Raw genomic sequence first — 20,585 nt, forward strand, 5'->3', positions numbered from 1 at the left:
CCTCCTCCGCTATGCGCTCTCAAGGCCGACCCATGTCGAAGATCAAGGTCGCGGGTACAGTTGTCGAACTCGACGGCGACGAGATGACCCGCATCATCTGGGACCTCATCAAGAAGAAGCTCATCCACCCCTATCTGGATGTGAATCTCGAATATTACGATCTCAGCGTCGAGCATCGCGACGCGACCAATGATCAGGTCACCGTCGACTCGGCCAATGCCATCAAGAAGCATGGCGTCGGCGTCAAATGCGCCACCATCACGCCGGACGAAGCGCGCGTGAAGGAATTCGGCCTGAAGGACATGTGGAAGTCGCCGAACGGCACCATCCGCAACATCCTCGGCGGCGTCATCTTCCGCGAGCCGATCATCTGCAAGAACGTGCCGCGCCTAGTGCCCGGCTGGACCCAGCCGATCATCGTCGGCCGCCATGCCTTCGGCGACCAGTACCGCGCCACCGACTTCAAGTTCCCCGGCAAGGGCACGCTGACCATCAAATTCGTCGGCGAGGACGGCAGCGTCATCGAGCGCGAGGTGTTCAAGTCGCCGGGCGCCGGCGTCGCGCTGGCCATGTACAACCTCGACGAGTCGATCAAGGATTTCGCCCGGGCCTCGTTCAATTACGGCCTGCAGCGCAACTATCCGGTCTATCTGTCGACCAAGAACACCATTCTCAAGGTCTATGACGGGCGCTTCAAGGACATCTTCCAGGAGATCTTCGACGCCGAATTCAAGGCCGAGTTCGACAAGCGCAAGATCACCTACGAGCACCGCCTGATCGACGACATGGTGGCAGCCTCGCTGAAATGGTCGGGCGGTTACGTCTGGGCCTGCAAGAACTATGACGGCGACGTGCAGTCCGACATCGTCGCCCAGGGCTTCGGTTCGCTCGGCCTGATGACCTCGGTGCTGCTGACCCCCGACGGCAAGACCGTCGAGGCCGAGGCCGCCCACGGCACGGTGACCCGCCATTACCGCGAGCACCAGAAGGGCAAGGAAACCTCGACCAATTCGATCGCCTCGATCTTCGCCTGGACCCGCGGCCTCGCGCACCGCGCCAAGCTCGACGACAACGCCCAGCTGAAGCGTTTCGCCGACGAGCTGGAAAAGGTCTGCGTCGATACGGTGGAAGCCGGCGACATGACCAAGGACCTGGCGCTGCTGGTCGGCGCCGACCAGAAGTGGCTGTCGACCACCGGCTTCCTCGACAAGGTCTCCGACAACCTGTCGGCGGCCATGGGCAAATGGGCCTGAGGTCCGGGGGCCCAAGTTCCGGAGCTCAAGTTCCGGAACTGACGTCCGGGACCTGAGCCCGTTCACGCCTTGACGACGAAACCCGGCGGGTGGTGACATCCGCCGGGCTTTTGGGCGCATGACCGTGAAAGAACTGCCATGAACCGTTTTCGTCAATTGCTGCTGGCCGGCGCGAGCCTCGCCCTCGCCGGACCTGCGATCGCCCAGACCTTGCCCGCGGAAGTGGGCGCGGATCAAAACGAAGTCGAGATCACCACCGTCCATGCCGAGGGCGTGCAGGTCTATGAATGCAAGGCCGGGGCGTCGGGCCAGCTGACCTGGCAATTCCGCGAGCCGGTCGCGACCCTCATCCGAGACGGCCAGACCGTTGGACGGCACTATGCCGGCCCGCGCTGGGAATTTGCCGATGGCAGTCTGGTCGAAGGGCGGGTTTCGGGCCGGGCGCCCGGCACGCGGCCGAACGACATCCCGATCCTCAAGCTCAGCGTCGTCGAGCGTCGCGGCACCGGCGCCCTGTCGGATGCAAGCTCGGTCCAGCGGCTGAAGACCGTTGGCGGCGTCGCCACCGGCGCTTGCGAGCGGGCCGGCAGCTTCCGCAGCGTGCCCTATACCTCCGACTACGTGTTCCTGCGCCGCCGCTGATCCGGGACCGGTTCGGCCGGTCGGGGTTGCGCCTGGCCGGTGCCCGGCCCACATCATCTGATCGAATGATGGGCCCGGCGACATGCCGGGTTTTCTGTGTCTCGCAGCGCGATGGATCACGGCATGAACTTTCCCGGTGGCGGCAACGATCCTTTCCTCTGGCTCGAAGACATCCATGGCGAGCCGGCGACTGCCTGGGTCGACCAGGAAAACCGCCTGACCGACCAGGCCTTCCGCGGCGCCGCCTATGAAGCCGACGTCGCGACCGCCCTGACCATCCTGAATGCCCAGGACAAGATCCCGTTTGTCGGGCGGGTCGGCGACCATCTCTACAATCTCTGGCAGGACGAGAGCCACAAGCGCGGCCTGTGGCGGCGCACGACGCTGGACAGCTATCGCACCGACCAGCCCGACTGGGACGTGCTCATCGACCTGGACGCGCTCGGCGCGGCCGAAGCCCGGCCCTGGGCCTTCGGCGGCGCGGTGCTGTCGCCCGACCGCACGCGGGCGCTGGTCCGCCTGTCGCCCGACGGCTCGGACGCCGCCGAGACCCGTGAATTCGACCTCGGCATCAGGCGTTTCGTCGAGGGCGGCTTCCTGATCCCGGAATCGAAGGGCCAGGCGAGCTGGCAGGATGCCGATACGCTGCTGGTTTCGGCAGCGATCGGCGCCGCCAACATCACCCGGGCCGGTTATGGCCGGACGGTCAGGCGCTGGCGGCGCGGCGACCCCCTGGAGACCGCCGAGACGATCTTTTCGGTCGAGGAACAGGACGTCGCCGCCTGGTTTTACGTTCAGCATCGCCCGGGCCACCAATATGTGTCGTTCACCCGCATGATCGACTTCACCCGGACCGAGACCTTCATCGAGCGGCGGGGCCAGGCCCGCATGCGGCTGGATCTGCCCGAGGAAATCTCGCTGTCGATCTATGCGCGCCGCCTGCTCGTCCAGCCGAAACGCGACTGGGCGGTTGACGGCGCGATCATCCCGGCCGGCGCCCTGGCGGCCTTCGATCTCGCGCAATTCATCGACGGAAGCCGCGCCTTCGACATCGTCTTCGCGCCGACGCCGACCCGCGCGCTGCAGCAGTGGGTCGAGACCCGCCATGGCGTGGTGCTCGACATTCTCGACCAGGTGCGCAGCCGCGTGGCGCTCGCCCGTCCCGAAGGCGGCACGTGGGTCGAAACGCCGATGGCCGGGCTCGCCGACAATGCGGCGATTTCGATCGCGCCCCTCGGCGGCGAAGACGATCCCGATCTCGGCACCGATATCATACTCACCACCATGGCCTTCGATCGCCCGCCGACCCTGTCGTTATGGACCGGCGCCGGCGCGCCGGCCGTGCTCAAGCAGGCGCCGCACCGCTTCGACGCCAAGGGCATCGAGGTCCGGCAACAGCACGCGACGGCGCAGGACGGCACGCAGATCCCCTATTTCCTGGTCGGGCGCGACCTTGGCTCCACCACCCCGCGCCCGACCCTGCTCAGCGGTTATGGCGGCTTCGAGATCGCCGTCACGCCGGCTTATCCGAGCCTTGCCGGCAAGCTCTGGCTCGAACGCGGCCACTTGCTGGCGGTCGCCAATATCCGGGGCGGCGGCGAGTTCGGCGCGCGCTGGCATCAGGCGGCCAGGCGCGCCACCAAACATGTCTCGCATGACGATTTCGCCAGTGTCGCCCGCCATCTGGCCGAGACCGGCGTCACCACGCCCGCGCGGCTCGCCGCTCGCGGCGGCAGCAATGGCGGCCTTCTGGTCGGCAATATGCTGACGCGCTATCCCGAATTGTTCGGTGCGATCTGGTGCGAGGTGCCGCTCCTCGACATGGCACGCTACACCAGGCTGCTCGCCGGCCAGAGCTGGATCGCCGAATATGGCGATCCGGACGACCTGGCCGAATGGGCCTTCATCCGCGACTTCTCGCCTTATCATCTGGTCCGCGAGGACAGGTCCTATCCGCCGACCCTGATCACCACCAACCGCACCGACGACCGGGTCCATCCAGGCCACGCGCGCAAGATGGTGGCGCGGCTGAAACAGGCCGGCGCCCCGGTCCGGCTGCGCGAGACGGTGGCCGGCGGCCATAGCGGCGCGGTCGATTCGGCAACCATCGCCGCGACCACGGCGCTCGGCTTCTCGTTTCTCCGCCATACCATTGCGGCGGAGCGCACGGGCTGAGCCGCCGCGGCGATCAGCGGCGCTCATTCCTGCAATCACTTTTCGGCGATGGACGGGGAGCGGCAAAACACGGCATGGGAGGGCCCAGGAGGAAAAGCCCATGCCTGTCACCATCCGTCCGCTGACGCCGGCCGACCGCGCCGCCTGGGAGCCGCTCTGGCGCGGCTACCAGATCTTCTACAAGACCGACATTCCGCAAGCGACGACCGATGCCACCTGGCAGCGCTTCCATGACGCCGGCGAGCCGATGCGGGCCTTCGGCGCCTTCGACGGCGACCGCATGATCGGCATTGTCCACACCATCCTGCATCGCTCGACCTGGACGGTTGGCGACTATTGCTACCTGCAGGACCTGTTCGTCGATCCGGCCGTGCGCGGCAGCGGCGCCGGCCGGGCGCTGATCGAGGCGGTCTATGCCTATGCCAAGGACCAGGGCGCCAGCCGGGTGCATTGGCTGACCCACGAAACCAATGACCACGCCATGCTGCTCTATGACCGGATCGCCGACAAATCCGGCTTCATCCAATATCGCAAGATCCTCTGAACGGACGAACCAGGGCGGCTCGACCGGGCCGCCCCTGCCGGTTTCCGCGTCCTTTACGTCATCCCCGGCCGAGCGAAGCGGGGGGAGGGGATCCAGGAGTCGACAGGCCGTGCTTTCGGCGCACAAACCTGTCGGCTGGCGCTTCCGTCCCGGAGATTTCGCGGCTTCGCTGTTCAGCCCTGCGGCTCCTGGATCCCCTTCCCCTCCTTCGCTTCGCTCAGTCGGCCGGGGATGACGTAGAGCCAACCCCGGCCGGCGCGCGCCATTCCTCGATGACCGCCCGGATGACCACGCCGATGGCCGGATTTTCCTGCATCAGGTGATGCAGGTCGGCGGTATCGAGCGACAGCACCTTGACCCAGTTGCGCGCCCGCAAGGTGGCGCCGCGGGTGGCGCGTTCGAACGCCGCCGCCTCGCCGAAACACTGGCCGGGCCCGATCACCGTGCGTCCGGCGTCGGCCTCGACCAGCACCTCGCCCTCGGCCACCACGAACATGGAATGGGCCGGCTCGCCGCGCCGGCAGATGACTTCGCCCGGCTCGAAGGTCTCGCTCCTGAGCGCGCGCATGATGTCGGCGACCGCGGTTGCGTCCAGCCCTGAAAACAGCGGCACACCGGCGACCATGCTCCAGGTCACCACGAAATCGCGCCGCTGGATTTCGCGCGCAAAGGCGGTGGCAATGATGCCGCAGGGCAGCGCCAGCATGGCGATGCCGAGCATGGCGGTGACGCCGGCGACCATCTTGCCGGCCGTCGTGATGGGATAGACGTCGCCGTAACCGACGGTGGTCAGCGTGATCACCGCCCACCACATGGCATCCGGAATGGTGCCGAACTTGTCCGGCTGGGCCTCGTGCTCGGCCAGCCGCATGGCGGAGGCGGCGAACAAGAGTGCGCTGAGGAAGATCAGCAGCGACGCGCCGAGCGCCCGCCGCTCGTTCCACACCGCGTCGATCAGGCTGGTGAAGCCCGGCGAATAGCGGGCGAGCTTGAGGAAGCGCAGCAGCCGCAACAGCAGCAGGAAACGCAGGTCGATGTCGACGGCGAGGCTCAGATAGAACGGCAGGATCGCCACGAGATCGATGATCATGGCGGGCGACGCGGCAATGCCGAGCCGCGCCCTGAGCCCCGACTGGCCGGCGAGCGGCGCGTGCTCCACAGCGCTCCACAGCCGCGCGGCATATTCGACGGTGAAGACCGCGACCGAGACGATTTCGATCGCCTTGAACAGCGTGGCATGGGCCGCTGCCAGCGCCGGCACCGATTCGAGCACCGCCGCCAGGACATTGACCAGGATCAGGCCAATAAGCACCCCGTGCACGGCGTCGGTGACGCCGTTGCCGACCATGCCCCGGTCCAGCGCCTCATAGACCTTCCGCCGAAGCGAAATGCCATCCATCCGCCCGTCCCTCCGGTCAAGGCGCTCAACGCCGGCCGGAAGGGTGCCCGCAGGCATGCCCAAGGGTCAAGACGGCCAAGTCAAGACGCCCAAGTCAGGGCGGCCAAGTCAGGGCGGCCAAGTCAGGGCAACGGGTCCAGGGCAACGGGTCCAGGGCGTCAGGCCGCGGCGAGCGCGGCCTCGATCGCGGCAAGAGCTTCTTCGGTCTTGGACCCGTCCGGGCCACCGGCCTGGGCCATGTCCGGCCGGCCGCCGCCGCCCTTGCCGCCGAGAGCCTCGGAACCGAGCTTGACCAGATCGACGGCATTGAAGCGCGACGTGAGATCCGGCGTCACGCCAACCACGATCCCGCCCTTGCCGTCGGCCGTGCTGTTGGCGATCGCGACGACTCCGGAGCCGACCTTCGCCTTGGCCTCGTCGACCAGACCTTTCAGATCCTTCGCATCGACGGATACCGACAAACGGAAAAATTTCACCCCCGCGACGTCCTTGATGTTGGATCCGCCATCCGAGCCCCCGCCGCCCATGGCGAGCTTCTTCTTGGCGTCCGACAATTCGCGCTCGAGCCGCTTGCGGTCCTCGATCAGGCTTTCGAGCCTCGCCTCGATATCGGCGACCGGCGCCTTCATCAGGCCGGCCACCATGTCGAGCTTCCTGGCCTGCTGGCCGAGATGGTGCCGGGCGACATCGCCGGTCATCGCCTCGAGACGGCGCACGCCGGCCGCGACCGCGCTTTCGCCAACCACCGAGATCAGGCCGATGTCGCCGGTGCGCGCCACATGGGTGCCGCCGCACAGCTCGACCGACCAGCCCGACGCGTTCGAGCCCTCGGGCGTCAGCCCCATCGAGACCACCCGGACCTCGTCGCCATATTTCTCGCCGAACAGCGCGCGGGCGCCGGAGGCGATGGCGTCGTCGACACCCATCAGCCGGGTAACCACCGGCGCGTTTTCCAGCAGCACGCGGTTGGCGATGTCTTCGACCCGGGCAAGCTCCTCGTCGCTGATCGGCTTCGGATGGGAGAAATCGAACCGCAGGCGGTCGGGCGCCACCAGCGAGCCCTTCTGCGCGACATGGTCGCCGAGCACCTGACGCAGCGCCTCGTGCAGGAGATGGGTCGCCGAGTGATTGGCGCGGATCGCGCCGCGGCGGGCATGGTCGACCTCGAGCTGCAGCGCCTGGCCCGGCTTCAGCCTGCCCTCCTCCACCATCACGGCGTGGATGAACAGGTCGCCGAGCTTCTTCTGCGTGTCGGTGACGCGCACGCGCAGGCCCTCGGCCGTCATCAGCCCGCGGTCGCCCTGCTGGCCGCCGGATTCGCCGTAGAACGGCGTCTGGTTGAGAATGACCAGGCCGGCCTCGCCGGACTTCAGCTCAGCCACTTCGGCGCCGTCCTTGAGCACGGCGAGAACCTGGCCCTCGGCCGTCTCGGTGTCGTAACCGAGGAACTCGGTGGCACCGGTCTTGTCCTTGATGCCGAACCAGACCGTGTCGGTGGCGGTTTCGCCGGAACCGGCCCAGGCCGCGCGCGCCTTGTCCTTCTGCAGTTTCATGGCGGCGTCGAAGGCCGTCGTGTCGACCACGATGCCGCGCGGCCGCAGCGCGTCCTGCGTCAGGTCGAGCGGGAAGCCATAGGTGTCGTAGAGCGTGAAGGCGGTATCGCCGGAGAACACCGCGCCCTCGCCCAGCGCCTTGGATTCGTCGTCGAGAATGGTCAGGCCGCGCTCCAGCGTCTTGCGGAAGCGGGTCTCCTCGAGCTCGAGCGTCTCGGCGATCAGGCTCTCGGCGCGCACCAGCTCCGGATAGGCCTGGCCCATCTCGCGCACCAGCACCGGCACCAGCTTGTGCAGCAAGGGCTCCTTGGCGCCGAGCAGCGAGGCATGGCGCATGGCGCGGCGCATGATCCGGCGCGCGACATAACCGCGGCCCTCGTTGGACGGCAGCACGCCCTCGGCGACCAGGAAGGACGAGGTCCTGAGGTGATCGGCGATGACCCGGTGCGAGACCTTGTGCTCGCCATCCGGCTCGACGCCGGTGGCAACGGCGCTGGCCCCGATCAGCGCCCGCATCAGGTCGATCTCGTAATTGTCATGGGTGCCCTGGAGCACTGCCGACATGCGCTCCAGCCCCATGCCGGTGTCGATCGAGGGCCTGGGCAGCACGATGCGCTCGCCGCCCGGCTGATCCTCGTATTGCATGAACACCAGGTTCCAGATCTCGATGAAGCGGTCGCCGTCCTGGTCGGCCGAGCCCGGCGGGCCGCCCCAGATCGTGTCGCCATGGTCGTAGAAGATTTCCGAACACGGGCCGCACGGGCCGGTATCGCCCATGCGCCAGAAATTGTCCGAGGTCGGGATCCGGATGATCTTCGAATCCGGCAGGCCGGCGATCTTCTTCCACAGCTGGAAGGCGTCGTCGTCCTCGGAAAAGACGGTGACCAGCAGGCGCTCGACCGGCAGTTCGAATTCCTTGGTGATCAGGTTCCAGGCGAGTTCGATCGCGTGGTCCTTGAAATAGTCGCCGAAGGAGAAATTGCCGAGCATCTCGAAAAAAGTGTGATGGCGGGCGGTATAGCCGACATTGTCGAGATCATTGTGCTTGCCGCCGGCGCGCACGCATTTCTGCGCCGAGGTGGCGCGCGAATAGGGCCGCTTCTCGACGCCGGTGAAGACGTTCTTGAACTGCACCATGCCGGAATTGGCGAACATCAGCGTCGGATCGTTGCGCGGCACGAGCGGCGAACTGTCGACGACCGCATGGCCGTTCTTGGCAAAGAAATCGAGAAAGGTCTTGCGGATCTGGTTGACGCCGGTCATGGCCCGAACTGAGTGTTGGGACGGGAAGCGCCGTCCGATGTCGCATTGGCCGGTGTTTCTAGAGCATTTTCGCGCCCAGTGGGAACCCGGATTTCATCATGGCTCGCTGCCGGCGCCATGGCAGGCCTCCCGAACCGCCGCCGCGACCGGCCGATGCGTCGTCAAAGCGGCCGTGGCGGCCATGAAAAAAGGCCGGGATGAACCCGGCCTTGATCTCGATCAGACGAATGGCGGCGCGCCGTCACACCGGCTCTTCGCCGTCGGCATCCGGCTCGACCTCGCCCAAGATCTTCTCGGCGATCAGCCCGGAATTCTGCCGGATCGCCGCTTCGATCTTGCCCGCCATGTCGGGGTTCTGCTTCAGGAAGGACTTGGCGTTCTCGCGGCCCTGGCCGAGCCGCTGGCTGTCATAAGAGAACCAGGCGCCTGACTTTTCGACCACGCCGGCCTTGACGCCGAGGTCGATCAGCTCGCCCATCTTCGACACGCCTTCGCCATACATGATGTCGAACTCGACCTGCTTGAACGGCGGCGCCAGCTTGTTCTTCACCACCTTGACGCGGGTCTGGTTGCCGACCACCTCCTCGCGCTCCTTGATCGCGCCGATGCGGCGGATGTCGAGGCGCATGGAGGCGTAGAACTTCAGGGCATTGCCGCCGGTGGTGACTTCCGGCGAGCCGTACATCACGCCGATCTTCATGCGGATCTGGTTGATGAAGATGACCATGGTGTTGGATTTCGAGATCGAGGCGGTCAGCTTGCGCAGCGCCTGGCTCATCAGGCGGGCCTGCATGCCCGGCTGGTTGTCGCCCATCTCGCCTTCGAGCTCGGCGCGCGGGGTGAGCGCCGCCACCGAATCGATCACCACGATGTCGATCGCACCCGAGCGCACCAGCGTGTCGCAGATCTCCAGCGCCTGTTCGCCGGTATCCGGCTGGGAGATCAGCAATTCGTCGAGATTGACCCCGAGCTTGCGGGCATAGACCGGGTCGAGCGCATGTTCCGCGTCGATGAAGGCGCAGGTGCCGCCGCGCTTCTGGCCCTCGGCAATGGTGTGCAGCGCCAGCGTCGTCTTGCCCGACGATTCCGGCCCGTAGATCTCGATGACCCGGCCGCGCGGCAGGCCGCCGATGCCGAGCGCGATGTCGAGCCCCAGCGACCCCGTCGAAATCGTATCGATCTCGATCGACTTGTCGCTCTTGCCGAGCCGCATGATCGAACCCTTGCCGAAGGCCCGCTCGATCTGGGACAGGGCGGCGTCGAGCGCTTTGGTTTTATCCATGGAAGAACCTTCAACGAGTCGCAGTGCGGCCTGACTCATGGCTTGAGCTCCTTCGTGCGGCAAGGGGTATGGCGGGATTCCGTCGATGAATCGACCGTACACGGTTTGTTCTTAACAACAAGTTCTTTTTTTGTTCTCCCGGAAAATTGGCGATCGGGCGGAAGCTCGACCACGCCGGTTCGGCCGAGAACGACTTCAAGCCTGACGGACGGCAAGGCCCGATGGAAGCTTCGCGGCGGTCGCGCGGCAGTGCCGGGAATACCCTGTCGGTGCGGGTATGACTGACGCAAGAGAGCCCTCGAGTGGAGGGGCGCGAAAGCGCGCCGCCCGCGTTCGCGCGGCCTGGCTGAACACGAATGTGAAGATCCGGCCAGCGACGGCGTTTCCCAGTGAATCCGTGAAAGGCAGTGGCGTGCATCTGCGGAGAGCCTCGGTAATGGCAGCGGCAACCTGTTCCCGGTCGCCGCCGGCCTCGAACGCCGAATAGGTCACGGCAGGCCTGCCGATCAGGCTTCCCCGGCGGTTGAAGCTCATTCTGATCGTGACCGTGTAGGACCGCGTCACCTGCGGCGTGCTGAAGCAGGCGCGCAGCGCCGGGCCGATCTCCCGCAGGGTATTGATCTTCGGGCGGTTGTCGGCAGGCGCCGATGGCTGCGCATGTGCGGGTTCCGTCGCGACCTGGCAAGCAAGCCAGGCGGCCATCGGGGCGAGGATGATCCAAGGCTTCATAGACATCGCCCCATTCGCGACGAAAGAGATCTCGCGTCCCCGCTCCAGTTGCCGGGACCCGATCGCCATCTGACCGAACGCCGGCATCACGTCACATCGGCCCCTGTCCGCGCGTCTCGGAGCGCCAGCGACGCGCACCGGGCCGGACCATGCCTGCAATGCCCGAGCCGCCGCATCCCGCGGGCAAATGTCTCGATCCGCCAGAAACCGTCATAGTCCCGCGCGTTCACGCACAAGATCAATGTGATTTTTTGACTGCCCGCGCCGCGCGGCTGCCATGCCTGGCCGGTCATCGCGCGGATTTCCCTTGGCGTCGCAGCTATCGGCCCGTACCCGGGATCACCGGGCGGCGCATTGTACCGTCGGGCGCGTGGAGCGATCGAGTGACGGTTGAGACAGCGAAGACCGAACGGCCGCCGGATGCTTCCGCGGTGCTCGCCATCGGCTTCGTGCTGCTCTCCGGGCTGCTCTATGTCTTCGGCTATTCGCTGTCGAAGGCCCTGGTCAACACCCATGGGCTCACCGCCCTGCAGGTGACGTTCCTGCGCTGCGCCCTGGTCCTGGCCGTCAGCCTCGCCGCCATGCCCTGGCCGGACAGTGGCGTGACCTGGGCCCGTCTGTGGCGGCCGCAGCGCGCCTGGGAACAGCGGGCCGCCGCCGCGGCACTCGTCGGCTCGAACGTGCTGGCTGTGCTGGCCTACAGCATGATGCCGGTGACCGCCGCCTCCGCCCTCGGCTTCACCGCGCCGCTTCTGCTGACCGCGCTTGGCGGCCTCGTCCTGCGCGAGCGGATTTCCCTCGGCCGCGGGCTCGGCGCCGCCCTGGGCTTTGCCGGAATGCTTTTGATCGTCAGGCCGGATGCGAGCGCGGCTTCGCTCGGCATCGCGGCGTCGCTCGGCGCCGCCACGGCCTATGCCGTCTATCAGCTGCTGGTGCGCCGGTTGCGGGCTGTCGCCTCCAGCGTCGACACCGCGATGCAGGTGGCGCTCGTCGGCGTCATCCTCCTCTCCGGCACCATGATCTGGTTCTGGCGCACGATCGGGTGGGAGGCCTTCGGCGTGGTGGTCCTCTTCACGCTCGTCCAGACGACGGCGCTCGCCAGCATCGCGGCGGCGCTGCGCCGCAGCGAGGCCTCGCGGCTGGCGCCCTGGCAGTTCTTCGGCCTGCTCTGGGCCATGCTCATGGACGCCGTGATGTTCGCAACCTGGCCCTCGATCGGTTCGCTGCTGGGCGGCGCGCTGATCATCGCCGGTGGATTGCTGGCTCAGGGCGGCTTCATCCGCATGCGCCTGCCGCGCTGAGGCAGGGCCGGCCCTCACCCCTCCGGCGCGCCACGCTTTTTCAGCAGGCCGTCCCTGGCGAACAGGTCGGCGATCCAGTCGACGAACACCCGCAGCTTGTTGCTCAGATGCCGGTTCGGCGGATAGACCACGTGCAGCGGATAGACGCCGGTCGCCCATTCCGTCAGCACCGGCTTCAACCGGCCGTCCAGCAGATAGGGATAGGCCATGAACACCGGCACCTGGGCAATGCCGAGGCCGGCGAGCGCTGCCGCCATGAAGGCATTGCCTTCATTGACCGCGACGACATAACGCGCCCTGATCTCGTGCTGTTCGCCATTGGACGCGAAGTCGTAGGTCTCGACGCGGCCGGTGCGCAGATGCATGAAGCCGATCACGTGATGGTCCTTCTCGAGATCGAGCGGATGGCGTGGTTCGCCATGACGCGCGAGATAGGACGGCGCCGCGCAGTTCATCATGTGGATCTCGGCGATGCGCCGGGCGACCAGCGACTGGTCGGTGATGGTGCCGGCGCGGACCACGCAGTCGACGCCCTCGGCGATCAGGTCGGCCGGCCGGTCGGAGACGCCGAGATCGATCTGGATCTCCGGATAGCGGGCGTGGAAATCCGGCAGCGCCGGCAGGATGATCAGCGAGGCCGCCGCCGTGCCGACATCGACCCTCAGGCGACCCTGCAGGCTCGCCTGCGACATGGTCATGCTGGCGTCGAGCTCGTCGATATCGGCGATCAGCCGCACCACCCGCTCGTAATAGGCCGCCCCGTCTGGCGTCACCGTCACCCGCCGGGTGGTCCGGTTCAGCAGCTTGGTGCGGACATGGCCCTCCAATGACTGGACCAGTTTGGTAATCGTCGGCTTGGGCGTGTCGAGCGCCTCGGCCGCACGGGTGAAATTGCCGGTCTCGACGACCCGGACGAAGGCGCGCATGGCCGCCAGCTGATCCATTCTCATCTCCTCGCGCGCGCGAAGGCCCTTGCCGAAGCGAGCGGCATTTTCGAGCTATTATTCACCAATAGAAATAATGAAGTCATTTTAGGCCTATTTATTGGCCGCACAAGCGTTCCTACCTCGTGTGCATCGCAGCATGACGGGGCCATCCCGGCCCGCCGGATTTTGGCACCCCGACGTGCTGGCGAAGAGGCTTTTCGACACACATGACCATCACCAGGACCAACGACACCATTCTGAACGGCACGGCGGATCCGATGCGCGTGCGCATCTACCGCGGCGGCCGGGCGGAGCGTGCCGCACCCCTGGTGCTTCACCTGCATGGCGGCGCCTTCGTCGGCGGCACGCTCGACGACGGCGCGGTGATTTCGACCTTGCTGGCCGAAGCCGGCGCGGTGGTCGTGTCGCTCGACTACCCGCTCGCGCCGGGCAATCCCTTCCCCTACGCGCTGGAGGCCAGCTACCGGGCGCTGGTCCATCTCTACGACAACCGCGCCGCGCTGGCCGCCAAGTCGTCGCGGCTTTACGTCGCCGGCGAGGAATCGGGTGGCAACATCGCCTCGGCCCTGGCCTTGATGGCGCGCGACCAGCAGTCGCCGCCGCTCGCCGGCCAGATCCTGCTGTCGCCCATGCTCGACCCTTGCCTGGCCAGCGGCTCGATCCGAGATGCCGATGCCGGACCGGTCGGCTGCAAATGGGCCGACGGCTGGCAAGGCTATCTCGGTTCGGCCGACAAGGCCGCCCATCCCTATGCCGCGCCGCTCGGCTCGTCGCGGCTCGGCGATCTCGCACCGGCCCTGGTGCTGACCGCCGAGGACGATCCGATGCGCGACGAAAGCCTGCGCTACGCCGACCGGCTCGACCTCTGCGGCGTCTCCGCCGAACGCGACGTCCTGGCCGCGCCGACCGGCTGGCCCTGCGCGCTCGGCGGCTGCGGCGATCTCAAGGCGCCCTGGGTTTCCGAACTCAGGCAGCGTTTCGCTCTGTTCTTCGCCGAAACCGCCCACCGGCGGGCTTCGGCTTCTGCCCCCCTGCCCGTCCGGGCCTGACCCTGACGAAAATTTTCTCAATCGACGTGTCGAATGCCTGCCCTTCGAAACGTCTTTCTTCGTGACCGACCGAGTGACCGATCCGCATTCCCGGAGATGACCGTGACCGATATTTTGACCGCCAAGACCCCCGCCGTTTCCACAGAAATCCTTTCCACCTCGAACCTTTCTACCGAAGCCACGCTCGATCCGGCGACCGCCAGGCTGCATGCCGCGATCTGTGTCGACGAGCCGCAGGCGCCGGCGCCGAAGCGCACCAGCCTCGGCGGCAAGATCGCCGCCGGCCTGATGGTTGCCGGCGTGCTTGCCGCCGGCGTCGCGGTGTTTGGCGCGCCGAGCCAGAAGGCCCGCGCCCAGGATCCGCAGCCGGCCGCCGCCGCACCGGCGACGCCGGTGTCGGTTGCAACCGTCGAACCGCGCGATTCGATTGCCTGGGACGAGTTCTCCGGCAGGCTGGAGGCGGTGGAGCGGGTCGATGTCCGCTCCCGTGTCGCCGGCGCGGTGCAATCAGTGCATTTCCGCGAAGGCGCGCTGGTCAACCGGGGCGACCTGTTGATCACCATCGATCCCGCGCCCTTCGCGGCCGAGGTCGATCGCGCCGAGGCCCAGGTCACCGCGGCGGAAGCCCGGGTGGCGCTGGCCAAGAGTGAACTCGCCCGCGGCCAGCAATTGCTCGATTCGCGCGTCGTCTCGGTGCGCGACCTCGACCAGCGCACCAATGCCTATCGCGAGGGCGAGGCCAATCTGCGCGCCGCCCAGGCGGCACTGCAGTCGGCCAGGCTCAACCTGAGCTACACGGAAGTCCGCGCGCCGGTCGCCGGCCGCGTCGGCCGGCTGGAAATCACCATTGGCAATCTCATCACCGCCGGCCCCGGCGCGCCCATGCTGACCACGCTGGTTTCGGTCAATCCGATCTATGCCAGTTTCAACGCCGACGAACAGGCGGTGGCCCGGGCGCTCAACTCGCTCGGTTCGGGTGGCAACGTCGCCGGCGAACTCGAGCGCATCCCGGTCGAGATGTTCACCGCGACGCGCGCCACCGAAAGGGTACGCGGCCGGCTGCAACTGCTCGACAACCAGGTCGACGCCCGCACCGGCACGGTGCGCATGCGCGCCGTCTTCGACAATCCGGACGGCGCCCTGATGCCGGGCCAGTTCGCCCGTCTGCGCATGGGCCAGGCGCGCGCCGAGCCGACCTTGCTGATCTCCGAGCGTGCGGTTGGCACCGACCAGGACAAGAAGTTCGTCCTGGTGGTCGATGCCGACAACAAGGCGACCTATCGCGAGGTGGTTCTGGGCGGTGCGGCCGACGGCCTGAGGACCGTCACCAGCGGCCTGAAACCCGGCGAACGCATCGTCGTCAACGGCCTGCAGCGCATTCGCCCCGGCGACCGCGTCGCACCCGAGGCGGTCGCCATGGATGCGCGGGTCGCCCAGCGCTGAGCCTCTGACCGACGTTTCGAACTGATCTGTGGCCGGCCCGCGGGCCGGCCGCCTCGCAGCCATCCGGCTGACGAGCTGACCTTTTGCTTTCCCCATCGTGGGAGGACGCCATGAATCTGTCCAAATTTTTCATCGACCGCCCGATCTTCGCCGGCGTCCTGTCGATCCTCATCTTCCTCGCCGGCCTGATGGCCCTCAGAGTCATGCCGATCTCCGAATATCCGGAGGTTGCGCCGCCTTCGGTGGTGGTGCGCGCCCAATATCCCGGCGCCAATCCGCGGGTCATCGCCGAGACGGTGGCGACCCCCATCGAGGAGGCCATCAACGGCGTCGAGGGCATGCTCTACATGTCCAGCCAGGCGACCACCGACGGCCTGATGACGCTGACCGTCACCTTCCGCCTCGGCGCCGACCCGGACAAGGCCCAGCAGCTCGTCCAGAACCGTGTCTCGCAGGCCGAGCCGCGCCTGCCCGAAGAGGTCCGCCGTCTCGGCGTCACCACGGTCAAGAGCTCGCCCGACCTGACCATGGTCGTGCATCTTCTGTCGCCCGACGACCGCTACGACATGACCTATCTGCGCAACTACGCCGTCCTCAACGTCAAGGACCGGCTGGCGCGCATCAATGGCGTCGGCCAGGTTCAGCTGTTCGGCGGCGGCGACTATTCCATGCGCGTCTGGCTCGACCCCCAGAAGGTCGCCGAGCGCGGCCTGTCGGCCGGCGACGTGGTGCGCGAGATCCGCGCCCAGAACGTCCAGGCCGCCGCCGGCGTGGTCGGCGCCTCGCCGAGCCTGCCCGGCCTCGACCTGCAGCTCTCGATCAATGCCCAGGGCCGCCTGGCGACCGAAGAGGAGTTCGGCGAGATCATCGTCAAGACCGGCGCCAATGGCGAGGTCACCCGGCTGCGCGACATCGCCCGGCTCGAACTCGGCGCCTCGGAATATGCCCTGCGCTCGCTCCTGGACAACAAGGCGGCGGTGGGCATCGGCATCTTCCAGGCGCCCGGCTCGAACGCCCTGCAGATCTCCGACGACGTGCGCAGCACCATGGCCGAGATCAAGCGTTTCATGCCCGACGGCGTCGATTTCCGCGTCGCCTACGACCCGACCCAGTTCGTCCGGGCTTCCATCGACGCGGTGATCCACACCCTGCTCGAGGCGATCCTGCTGGTCGTCCTGGTGGTGATCCTGTTCCTGCAGACCTGGCGCGCCTCGATCATTCCGCTGATCGCCGTGCCGGTGTCGATCATCGGCACCTTCGCGGTGATGTATGTCTTCGGCTTTTCGATCAACGCGCTGACCCTGTTCGGCCTGGTTCTGGCGATCGGCATCGTCGTCGACGACGCCATCGTCGTGGTCGAAAATGTCGAGCGCAATATCGAGGAAGGCCTGTCGCCACGCGAGGCCACCTATCGGGCCATGCGCGAGGTCTCCGGGCCGATCATCGCGATCGCCCTGGTGCTGATCGCAGTGTTCGTGCCGCTCGCCTTCATCACTGGCCTCACCGGCCAGTTCTACAAGCAGTTCGCCCTGACCATTGCGATCTCCACCGTCATCTCGGCGATCAATTCCTTGACCCTGTCGCCGGCGCTCGCCGCCCTGCTGCTCAGGAGCCACGACGCGCCGAAGGATTGGCTGACCCGCGCGCTCGAATTCGTCTTCGGCTGGCTGTTCCGCGGTTTCAACCGGGCCTTCGCACGCGGTTCGGCAGCCTATAGCGGCGGGGTGGGCCGGATCGTTTCGCGCAAGGCGCTGATGATGGGCTTCTACCTCGTCATGGTCGGCATGACCTTCGTCTTGTTCCGCGCGGTACCGGGCGGCTTCGTGCCCGGCCAGGACAAGCAATATCTGGTCGGTTTCGCCCAATTGCCCGACGGCGCAACGCTGGACCGCACCGAAGAGGTGATCCGCCGGATGAGCGATATCGCCCTGAAGCAGGCGGGCGTCGAAAGCGCGATCGCCTTCCCCGGCCTGTCGATCAACGGCTTCACCAACTCGTCCAATTCCGGCATCGTCTTCGTCACATTGAAGCCCTTCGAGGAGCGGCGCAGTCCGGCGCTCAGCGGCGGCGCCATCGCCATGCAGCTGAACGGCAAGTTCGCCGCCATCCAGGAGGCCTTCATCGCCATGTTCCCGCCGCCGCCGGTGGCCGGGCTCGGCACGATCGGCGGCTTCAAGCTGCAGATCGAGGACCGCGCCGGCCTGGGCTATGGCGTGCTCGACGAGGCGACCAAGGCCTTCCTCGCCAAGGCGCGAGCCGCGCCGGAACTCGCCGGGCTGTTCTCGTCGTTCCAGATCAACGTGCCGCAGCTCTATGCCGATATCGACAGGACCAAGATACGCCAGCTCGGCGTCGGCCTGACCGACGTGTTCGACACCATGCAGATCTATCTCGGCTCGCTTTACGTCAACGACTTCAACCGCTTCGGCCGCACCTATTCGGTGCGGGTCCAGGCCGACGCGCAATATCGCGCGCGGGCCGACGATGTCGGGCAGTTGCAGGTGCGTTCGGGCAGCGGCCAGATGATCCCGCTCGCCGCCGTGCTCAAGGTCAATGCCAGCGCCGGGCCGGAACGCGCCATGCGTTATAACGGCTTCGCCACCGCCGACATCAATGGCGGCGCGGCGCCCGGCTTCTCCACCGGCGAAGCCCAGGCGGTGGTCCAGCGCATTGCCCAGGAGACGCTGCCGCGCGGCATCAGCTTCGAATGGACCGACCTGACCTATCAGGAGATCCTCGCCGGCAACTCGGCCTTCCTGGTGTTCCCGCTGGCGATCTTCCTGGTCTTCCTGGTGCTCGCCGCCCAATATGAAAGCCTGACCTTGCCGCTCTCGATCATCATGATCGTGCCAATGGGGCTCTTGGCCGCCATGACCGGCGTCTGGCTGACCAATGGCGACAACAACGTGTTCACCCAGATCGGGCTGATCGTGCTGGTCGGACTATCAGCGAAAAACGCCATCCTGATCGTCGAATTCGCCAGGGAACTGGAATTCGGCGGGCGAACGCCGGTCCAGGCGGCGATCGAGGCGAGCCGGCTCCGGCTCCGGCCGATCCTGATGACCTCGCTCGCCTTCATCATGGGCGTGCTGCCTCTGGTCACCTCGACCGGCGCCGGCGCGGAAATGCGCCAGGCCATGGGCGTCGCGGTGTTCGCCGGCATGCTCGGCGTCACCCTGTTCGGCCTGTTCCTGACGCCGGTCTTCTACGTGCTGCTGCGCGCGCTGAGCGGCAACCGGCAGCTCAAGCTGCATGGCGCGGTGCCGCACGCGGCCGCCGACGCCAGCGCCGCCTGAGGCGGAACCGGACGACAGTTCAACAGCTTGGAGCGCTCCTGTGATTCATCCTCATAGGAGCGCTCCGGACCGGAACGATGAAGCCCCGCTCAGTGGCAGCCGCTCTCGCGGCCGCCCCGCGAGCCCAGCGATGGGAAGGGGTCCAGGAGCGGCTTGAACGACTGATGCCGCCTCATCGGTCGTGACAGCCCGCGGGCGACGGAACCGGCGCGAGTGGTTTTGCCACCTGTCGGTTCCGCCCCCTGCAACTCCTGGATCCCTTTCCTTCCCTGCGCTCGATTGGCCGGGAGCGTGAATGGCGACTGGCGAATGGGGATGAAGCCAAACGCGTGGTGCGCGCGAACTCTCTCCCACGAAGCCGTGGGCAACCGGAGCCGGATCGGCGACGGGCATCCCCCTGCCTCTACCGCCGCTCGAGGATCTCGACCATCGCCTGATAACCCCTGGCCCGTGCCAGATCGAGCGGCGTGCGGCCCTGGCGGTCGGCGAGGTCGCGCCTGGCGCCGGCCTCGACCAGCGCCTTGACGGTGGCGACATGGCGCGGCCCGCCGCGGCCGAGGATCACCGCCTCGATCAAGGCGGTCCAGCCGAGATTGTTGACATGGTCGAGCGGCGCGCCGGCCTTGATCAGGTCGCGGACCACGCCGTCATGGCCGAGATGGGCGGCGGCGATCAGCGCCGTGCCGTCATAAGGACTGGTGATGGCGCGCGCATCGGCGCCGAGCGCGAGCGCCAGCTTCAGCGTCGCGACATCGTCGGCGACGGCGGCGATGGTGACGATGTCATAGTGCCGGTGCTCCAGCGCGCGCGGATCGGCGCCGGCCTCGACCAGGGCGCGCATCGCCTCGTGCCTGGCCAGAAAGGCCGCGACATGCAGCGGCGTGCGGCCGGCGGCATCGCGCGCATTGGCATCGGCGCCGGCCTGTTTCAGCCGCCGGATCGCCGCTGCATCGCCGCCGGCGGCAGCCGCATGCAGGCCCCGATAGGCGGCGACCTCGGCAGCCGAGGGCGGCGTCTGCGCCGCGGCGGTTCCGGTCATGGCGCCGAGCGCCAGGCCGGCCAGGAGGGCAGTCACGGATGTCAGGCGCATGCTGCCCTCCCCTTGGCCACAGCCGATCAGCGCAGCCGGGCCTTGACCGCCTCGATGCCGGCATTGGCGCATTCTTCGTCGATATGGCCGCCCGGTGCACCGCCGACGCCGACCGCACCGATCACCTCGTCGCCGACCTTCACCGGCACGCCGCCGCCGAGCAGCAGGAACCCCTGGATCGAGGCGAGATGGCGCGCCGCCGGATTGCGCTCGGCGGCTTCCGCCATGGCGCCGGTGGCATTGCGGGCGGACGCGGCGGTATAGGCCTTGGCGCGGCTCGCATCGATGGTATGCGGCCCGGCGCGGTCGGCGCGCAGCATGGCGCGCACCAGGCCGGCGCGATCGACCACGGTGGCGGTGACGTTGAAATTCTTGGCGGCGCAGGCGGCGACCGTCGCCTGGGCGATCTCCTGGGCGAGGCCGAGCGGCATGTTGCGCTCGCTCGGCACCTGGGCGCCGGCGGCGGTTGCCAGCATCAGGCCGGCGGCGGCGAGGCAGGAGGTCATCGACAGGCGCGAAATCGACATGAGCTATCTCCGGTTCCGAGGCGAAGCCCGCTGGCCGCCTTCGGCACCGGAGATGCCACGCGCGCCCGGCACCGTGGATCGGGGCGGCGACC

15 protein-coding genes are annotated in these 20,585 nt (G+C 67.3%); 8 read left to right on the forward strand and 7 right to left on the reverse strand.

Annotated features, from left to right (window positions below; genetic code table 11):
* Positions 1-32 precede the first annotated feature (32 nt).
* The 4 genes from E8M01_RS00710 (at position 33) to E8M01_RS00725 (ending at position 4,614) form a co-directional block, all read left to right on the forward strand.
* Positions 33-1,253: an NADP-dependent isocitrate dehydrogenase gene (locus E8M01_RS00710; protein ID WP_136958357.1), complete on the forward strand. Its 1,221-nt coding sequence runs from the start codon at positions 33-35 to the stop codon at positions 1,251-1,253.
* Between the two features lie 138 nt (positions 1,254-1,391).
* Positions 1,392-1,895, forward strand: a complete 504-nt coding sequence (locus E8M01_RS00715) for a DUF3455 domain-containing protein (protein ID WP_136958358.1) — start codon at positions 1,392-1,394, stop codon at positions 1,893-1,895.
* A gap of 123 nt (positions 1,896-2,018) precedes the next feature.
* Entirely contained in the window at positions 2,019-4,070 is a 2,052-nt protein-coding gene (locus E8M01_RS00720) for a prolyl oligopeptidase family serine peptidase (RefSeq protein WP_246088552.1), read from the forward strand.
* Between the two features lie 100 nt (positions 4,071-4,170).
* A complete protein-coding gene (locus E8M01_RS00725) occupies positions 4,171-4,614 on the forward strand; it encodes a GNAT family N-acetyltransferase (RefSeq protein WP_136958359.1) in 444 nt (147 codons plus the stop codon).
* Between the two features lie 217 nt (positions 4,615-4,831).
* On the opposite strand, the gene E8M01_RS00730 is transcribed toward E8M01_RS00725, so the two are convergent.
* The 4 genes from E8M01_RS00730 to E8M01_RS00745 form a co-directional block, all read right to left on the reverse strand.
* Entirely contained in the window at positions 4,832-6,013 is a 1,182-nt protein-coding gene (locus tag E8M01_RS00730; protein WP_136958360.1) for a cyclic nucleotide-gated ion channel, read from the reverse strand.
* A gap of 158 nt (positions 6,014-6,171) precedes the next feature.
* Entirely contained in the window at positions 6,172-8,829 is a 2,658-nt protein-coding gene (gene alaS / locus E8M01_RS00735) for an alanine--tRNA ligase (RefSeq protein WP_136958361.1), read from the reverse strand.
* 241 nt (positions 8,830-9,070) lie between these two features.
* Positions 9,071-10,150: a recombinase RecA gene (gene recA, locus E8M01_RS00740; RefSeq protein WP_136958362.1), complete on the reverse strand. Its 1,080-nt coding sequence runs from the start codon at positions 10,148-10,150 to the stop codon at positions 9,071-9,073.
* Positions 10,151-10,306: 156 nt separating this feature from the next.
* Positions 10,307-10,927, reverse strand: coding sequence for a hypothetical protein (locus tag E8M01_RS00745; protein ID WP_136958363.1), 621 nt, complete (start codon positions 10,925-10,927; stop codon positions 10,307-10,309).
* A gap of 296 nt (positions 10,928-11,223) precedes the next feature.
* Between E8M01_RS00745 and E8M01_RS00750 the strand changes: the two genes are divergently transcribed.
* Positions 11,224-12,141, forward strand: a complete 918-nt coding sequence (locus E8M01_RS00750) for a DMT family transporter (RefSeq protein ID WP_170181712.1) — start codon at positions 11,224-11,226, stop codon at positions 12,139-12,141.
* A 14-nt stretch (positions 12,142-12,155) separates the two neighbouring features.
* Here E8M01_RS00750 and E8M01_RS00755 read toward each other — a convergent pair whose 3' ends face one another.
* The gene (locus E8M01_RS00755; protein ID WP_136958365.1) at positions 12,156-13,085 is read right to left on the reverse strand and encodes a LysR family transcriptional regulator; all 930 of its coding nucleotides are present in this window, start codon (positions 13,083-13,085) and stop codon (positions 12,156-12,158) included.
* Positions 13,086-13,294: 209 nt separating this feature from the next.
* Between E8M01_RS00755 and E8M01_RS00760 the strand changes: the two genes are divergently transcribed.
* From E8M01_RS00760 to E8M01_RS00770, 3 genes are all read left to right on the forward strand, one after another.
* Positions 13,295-14,137 (forward strand): alpha/beta hydrolase, encoded by an 843-nt coding sequence (locus E8M01_RS00760; protein WP_136958366.1) that lies wholly within the window; start codon positions 13,295-13,297, stop codon positions 14,135-14,137.
* A 288-nt stretch (positions 14,138-14,425) separates the two neighbouring features.
* A complete protein-coding gene (locus E8M01_RS00765; protein ID WP_136964378.1) occupies positions 14,426-15,580 on the forward strand; it encodes an efflux RND transporter periplasmic adaptor subunit in 1,155 nt (384 codons plus the stop codon).
* Positions 15,581-15,690: 110 nt separating this feature from the next.
* Positions 15,691-18,876: an efflux RND transporter permease subunit gene (locus E8M01_RS00770; RefSeq protein ID WP_136958367.1), complete on the forward strand. Its 3,186-nt coding sequence runs from the start codon at positions 15,691-15,693 to the stop codon at positions 18,874-18,876.
* Positions 18,877-19,279: 403 nt separating this feature from the next.
* On the opposite strand, the gene E8M01_RS00775 is transcribed toward E8M01_RS00770, so the two are convergent.
* Both E8M01_RS00775 and E8M01_RS00780 read right to left on the reverse strand, forming a co-directional pair.
* A complete protein-coding gene (locus tag E8M01_RS00775; protein WP_136958368.1) occupies positions 19,280-19,966 on the reverse strand; it encodes an ankyrin repeat domain-containing protein in 687 nt (228 codons plus the stop codon).
* Between the two features lie 26 nt (positions 19,967-19,992).
* Positions 19,993-20,493: a GlcG/HbpS family heme-binding protein gene (locus E8M01_RS00780; RefSeq protein WP_136958369.1), complete on the reverse strand. Its 501-nt coding sequence runs from the start codon at positions 20,491-20,493 to the stop codon at positions 19,993-19,995.
* Positions 20,494-20,585 lie beyond the last annotated feature (92 nt).

It is taken from the genome of Phreatobacter stygius, from assembly GCF_005144885.1.
Taxonomy (GTDB): domain Bacteria; phylum Pseudomonadota; class Alphaproteobacteria; order Rhizobiales; family Phreatobacteraceae; genus Phreatobacter; species Phreatobacter stygius.

Coding starts and splice junctions, on each gene's coding strand:
- E8M01_RS00710 (WP_136958357.1), top strand. CDS start 33: ATGTCGAAGATCAAGGTCGCGGGTACAGTTGTCGAACTCGACGGCGAC.
- E8M01_RS00715 (WP_136958358.1), top strand. CDS start 1,392: ATGAACCGTTTTCGTCAATTGCTGCTGGCCGGCGCGAGCCTCGCCCTC.
- E8M01_RS00720 (WP_246088552.1), top strand. CDS start 2,019: ATGAACTTTCCCGGTGGCGGCAACGATCCTTTCCTCTGGCTCGAAGAC.
- E8M01_RS00725 (WP_136958359.1), top strand. CDS start 4,171: ATGCCTGTCACCATCCGTCCGCTGACGCCGGCCGACCGCGCCGCCTGG.
- E8M01_RS00730 (WP_136958360.1), bottom strand. CDS start 6,013: ATGGATGGCATTTCGCTTCGGCGGAAGGTCTATGAGGCGCTGGACCGG.
- alaS (WP_136958361.1), bottom strand. CDS start 8,829: ATGACCGGCGTCAACCAGATCCGCAAGACCTTTCTCGATTTCTTTGCC.
- recA (WP_136958362.1), bottom strand. CDS start 10,150: ATGAGTCAGGCCGCACTGCGACTCGTTGAAGGTTCTTCCATGGATAAA.
- E8M01_RS00745 (WP_136958363.1), bottom strand. CDS start 10,927: ATGCCGGCGTTCGGTCAGATGGCGATCGGGTCCCGGCAACTGGAGCGG.
- E8M01_RS00755 (WP_136958365.1), bottom strand. CDS start 13,085: ATGGATCAGCTGGCGGCCATGCGCGCCTTCGTCCGGGTCGTCGAGACC.
- E8M01_RS00760 (WP_136958366.1), top strand. CDS start 13,295: ATGACCATCACCAGGACCAACGACACCATTCTGAACGGCACGGCGGAT.
- E8M01_RS00765 (WP_136964378.1), top strand. CDS start 14,426: ATGGTTGCCGGCGTGCTTGCCGCCGGCGTCGCGGTGTTTGGCGCGCCG.
- E8M01_RS00770 (WP_136958367.1), top strand. CDS start 15,691: ATGAATCTGTCCAAATTTTTCATCGACCGCCCGATCTTCGCCGGCGTC.
- E8M01_RS00775 (WP_136958368.1), bottom strand. CDS start 19,966: ATGCGCCTGACATCCGTGACTGCCCTCCTGGCCGGCCTGGCGCTCGGC.
- E8M01_RS00780 (WP_136958369.1), bottom strand. CDS start 20,493: ATGTCGATTTCGCGCCTGTCGATGACCTCCTGCCTCGCCGCCGCCGGC.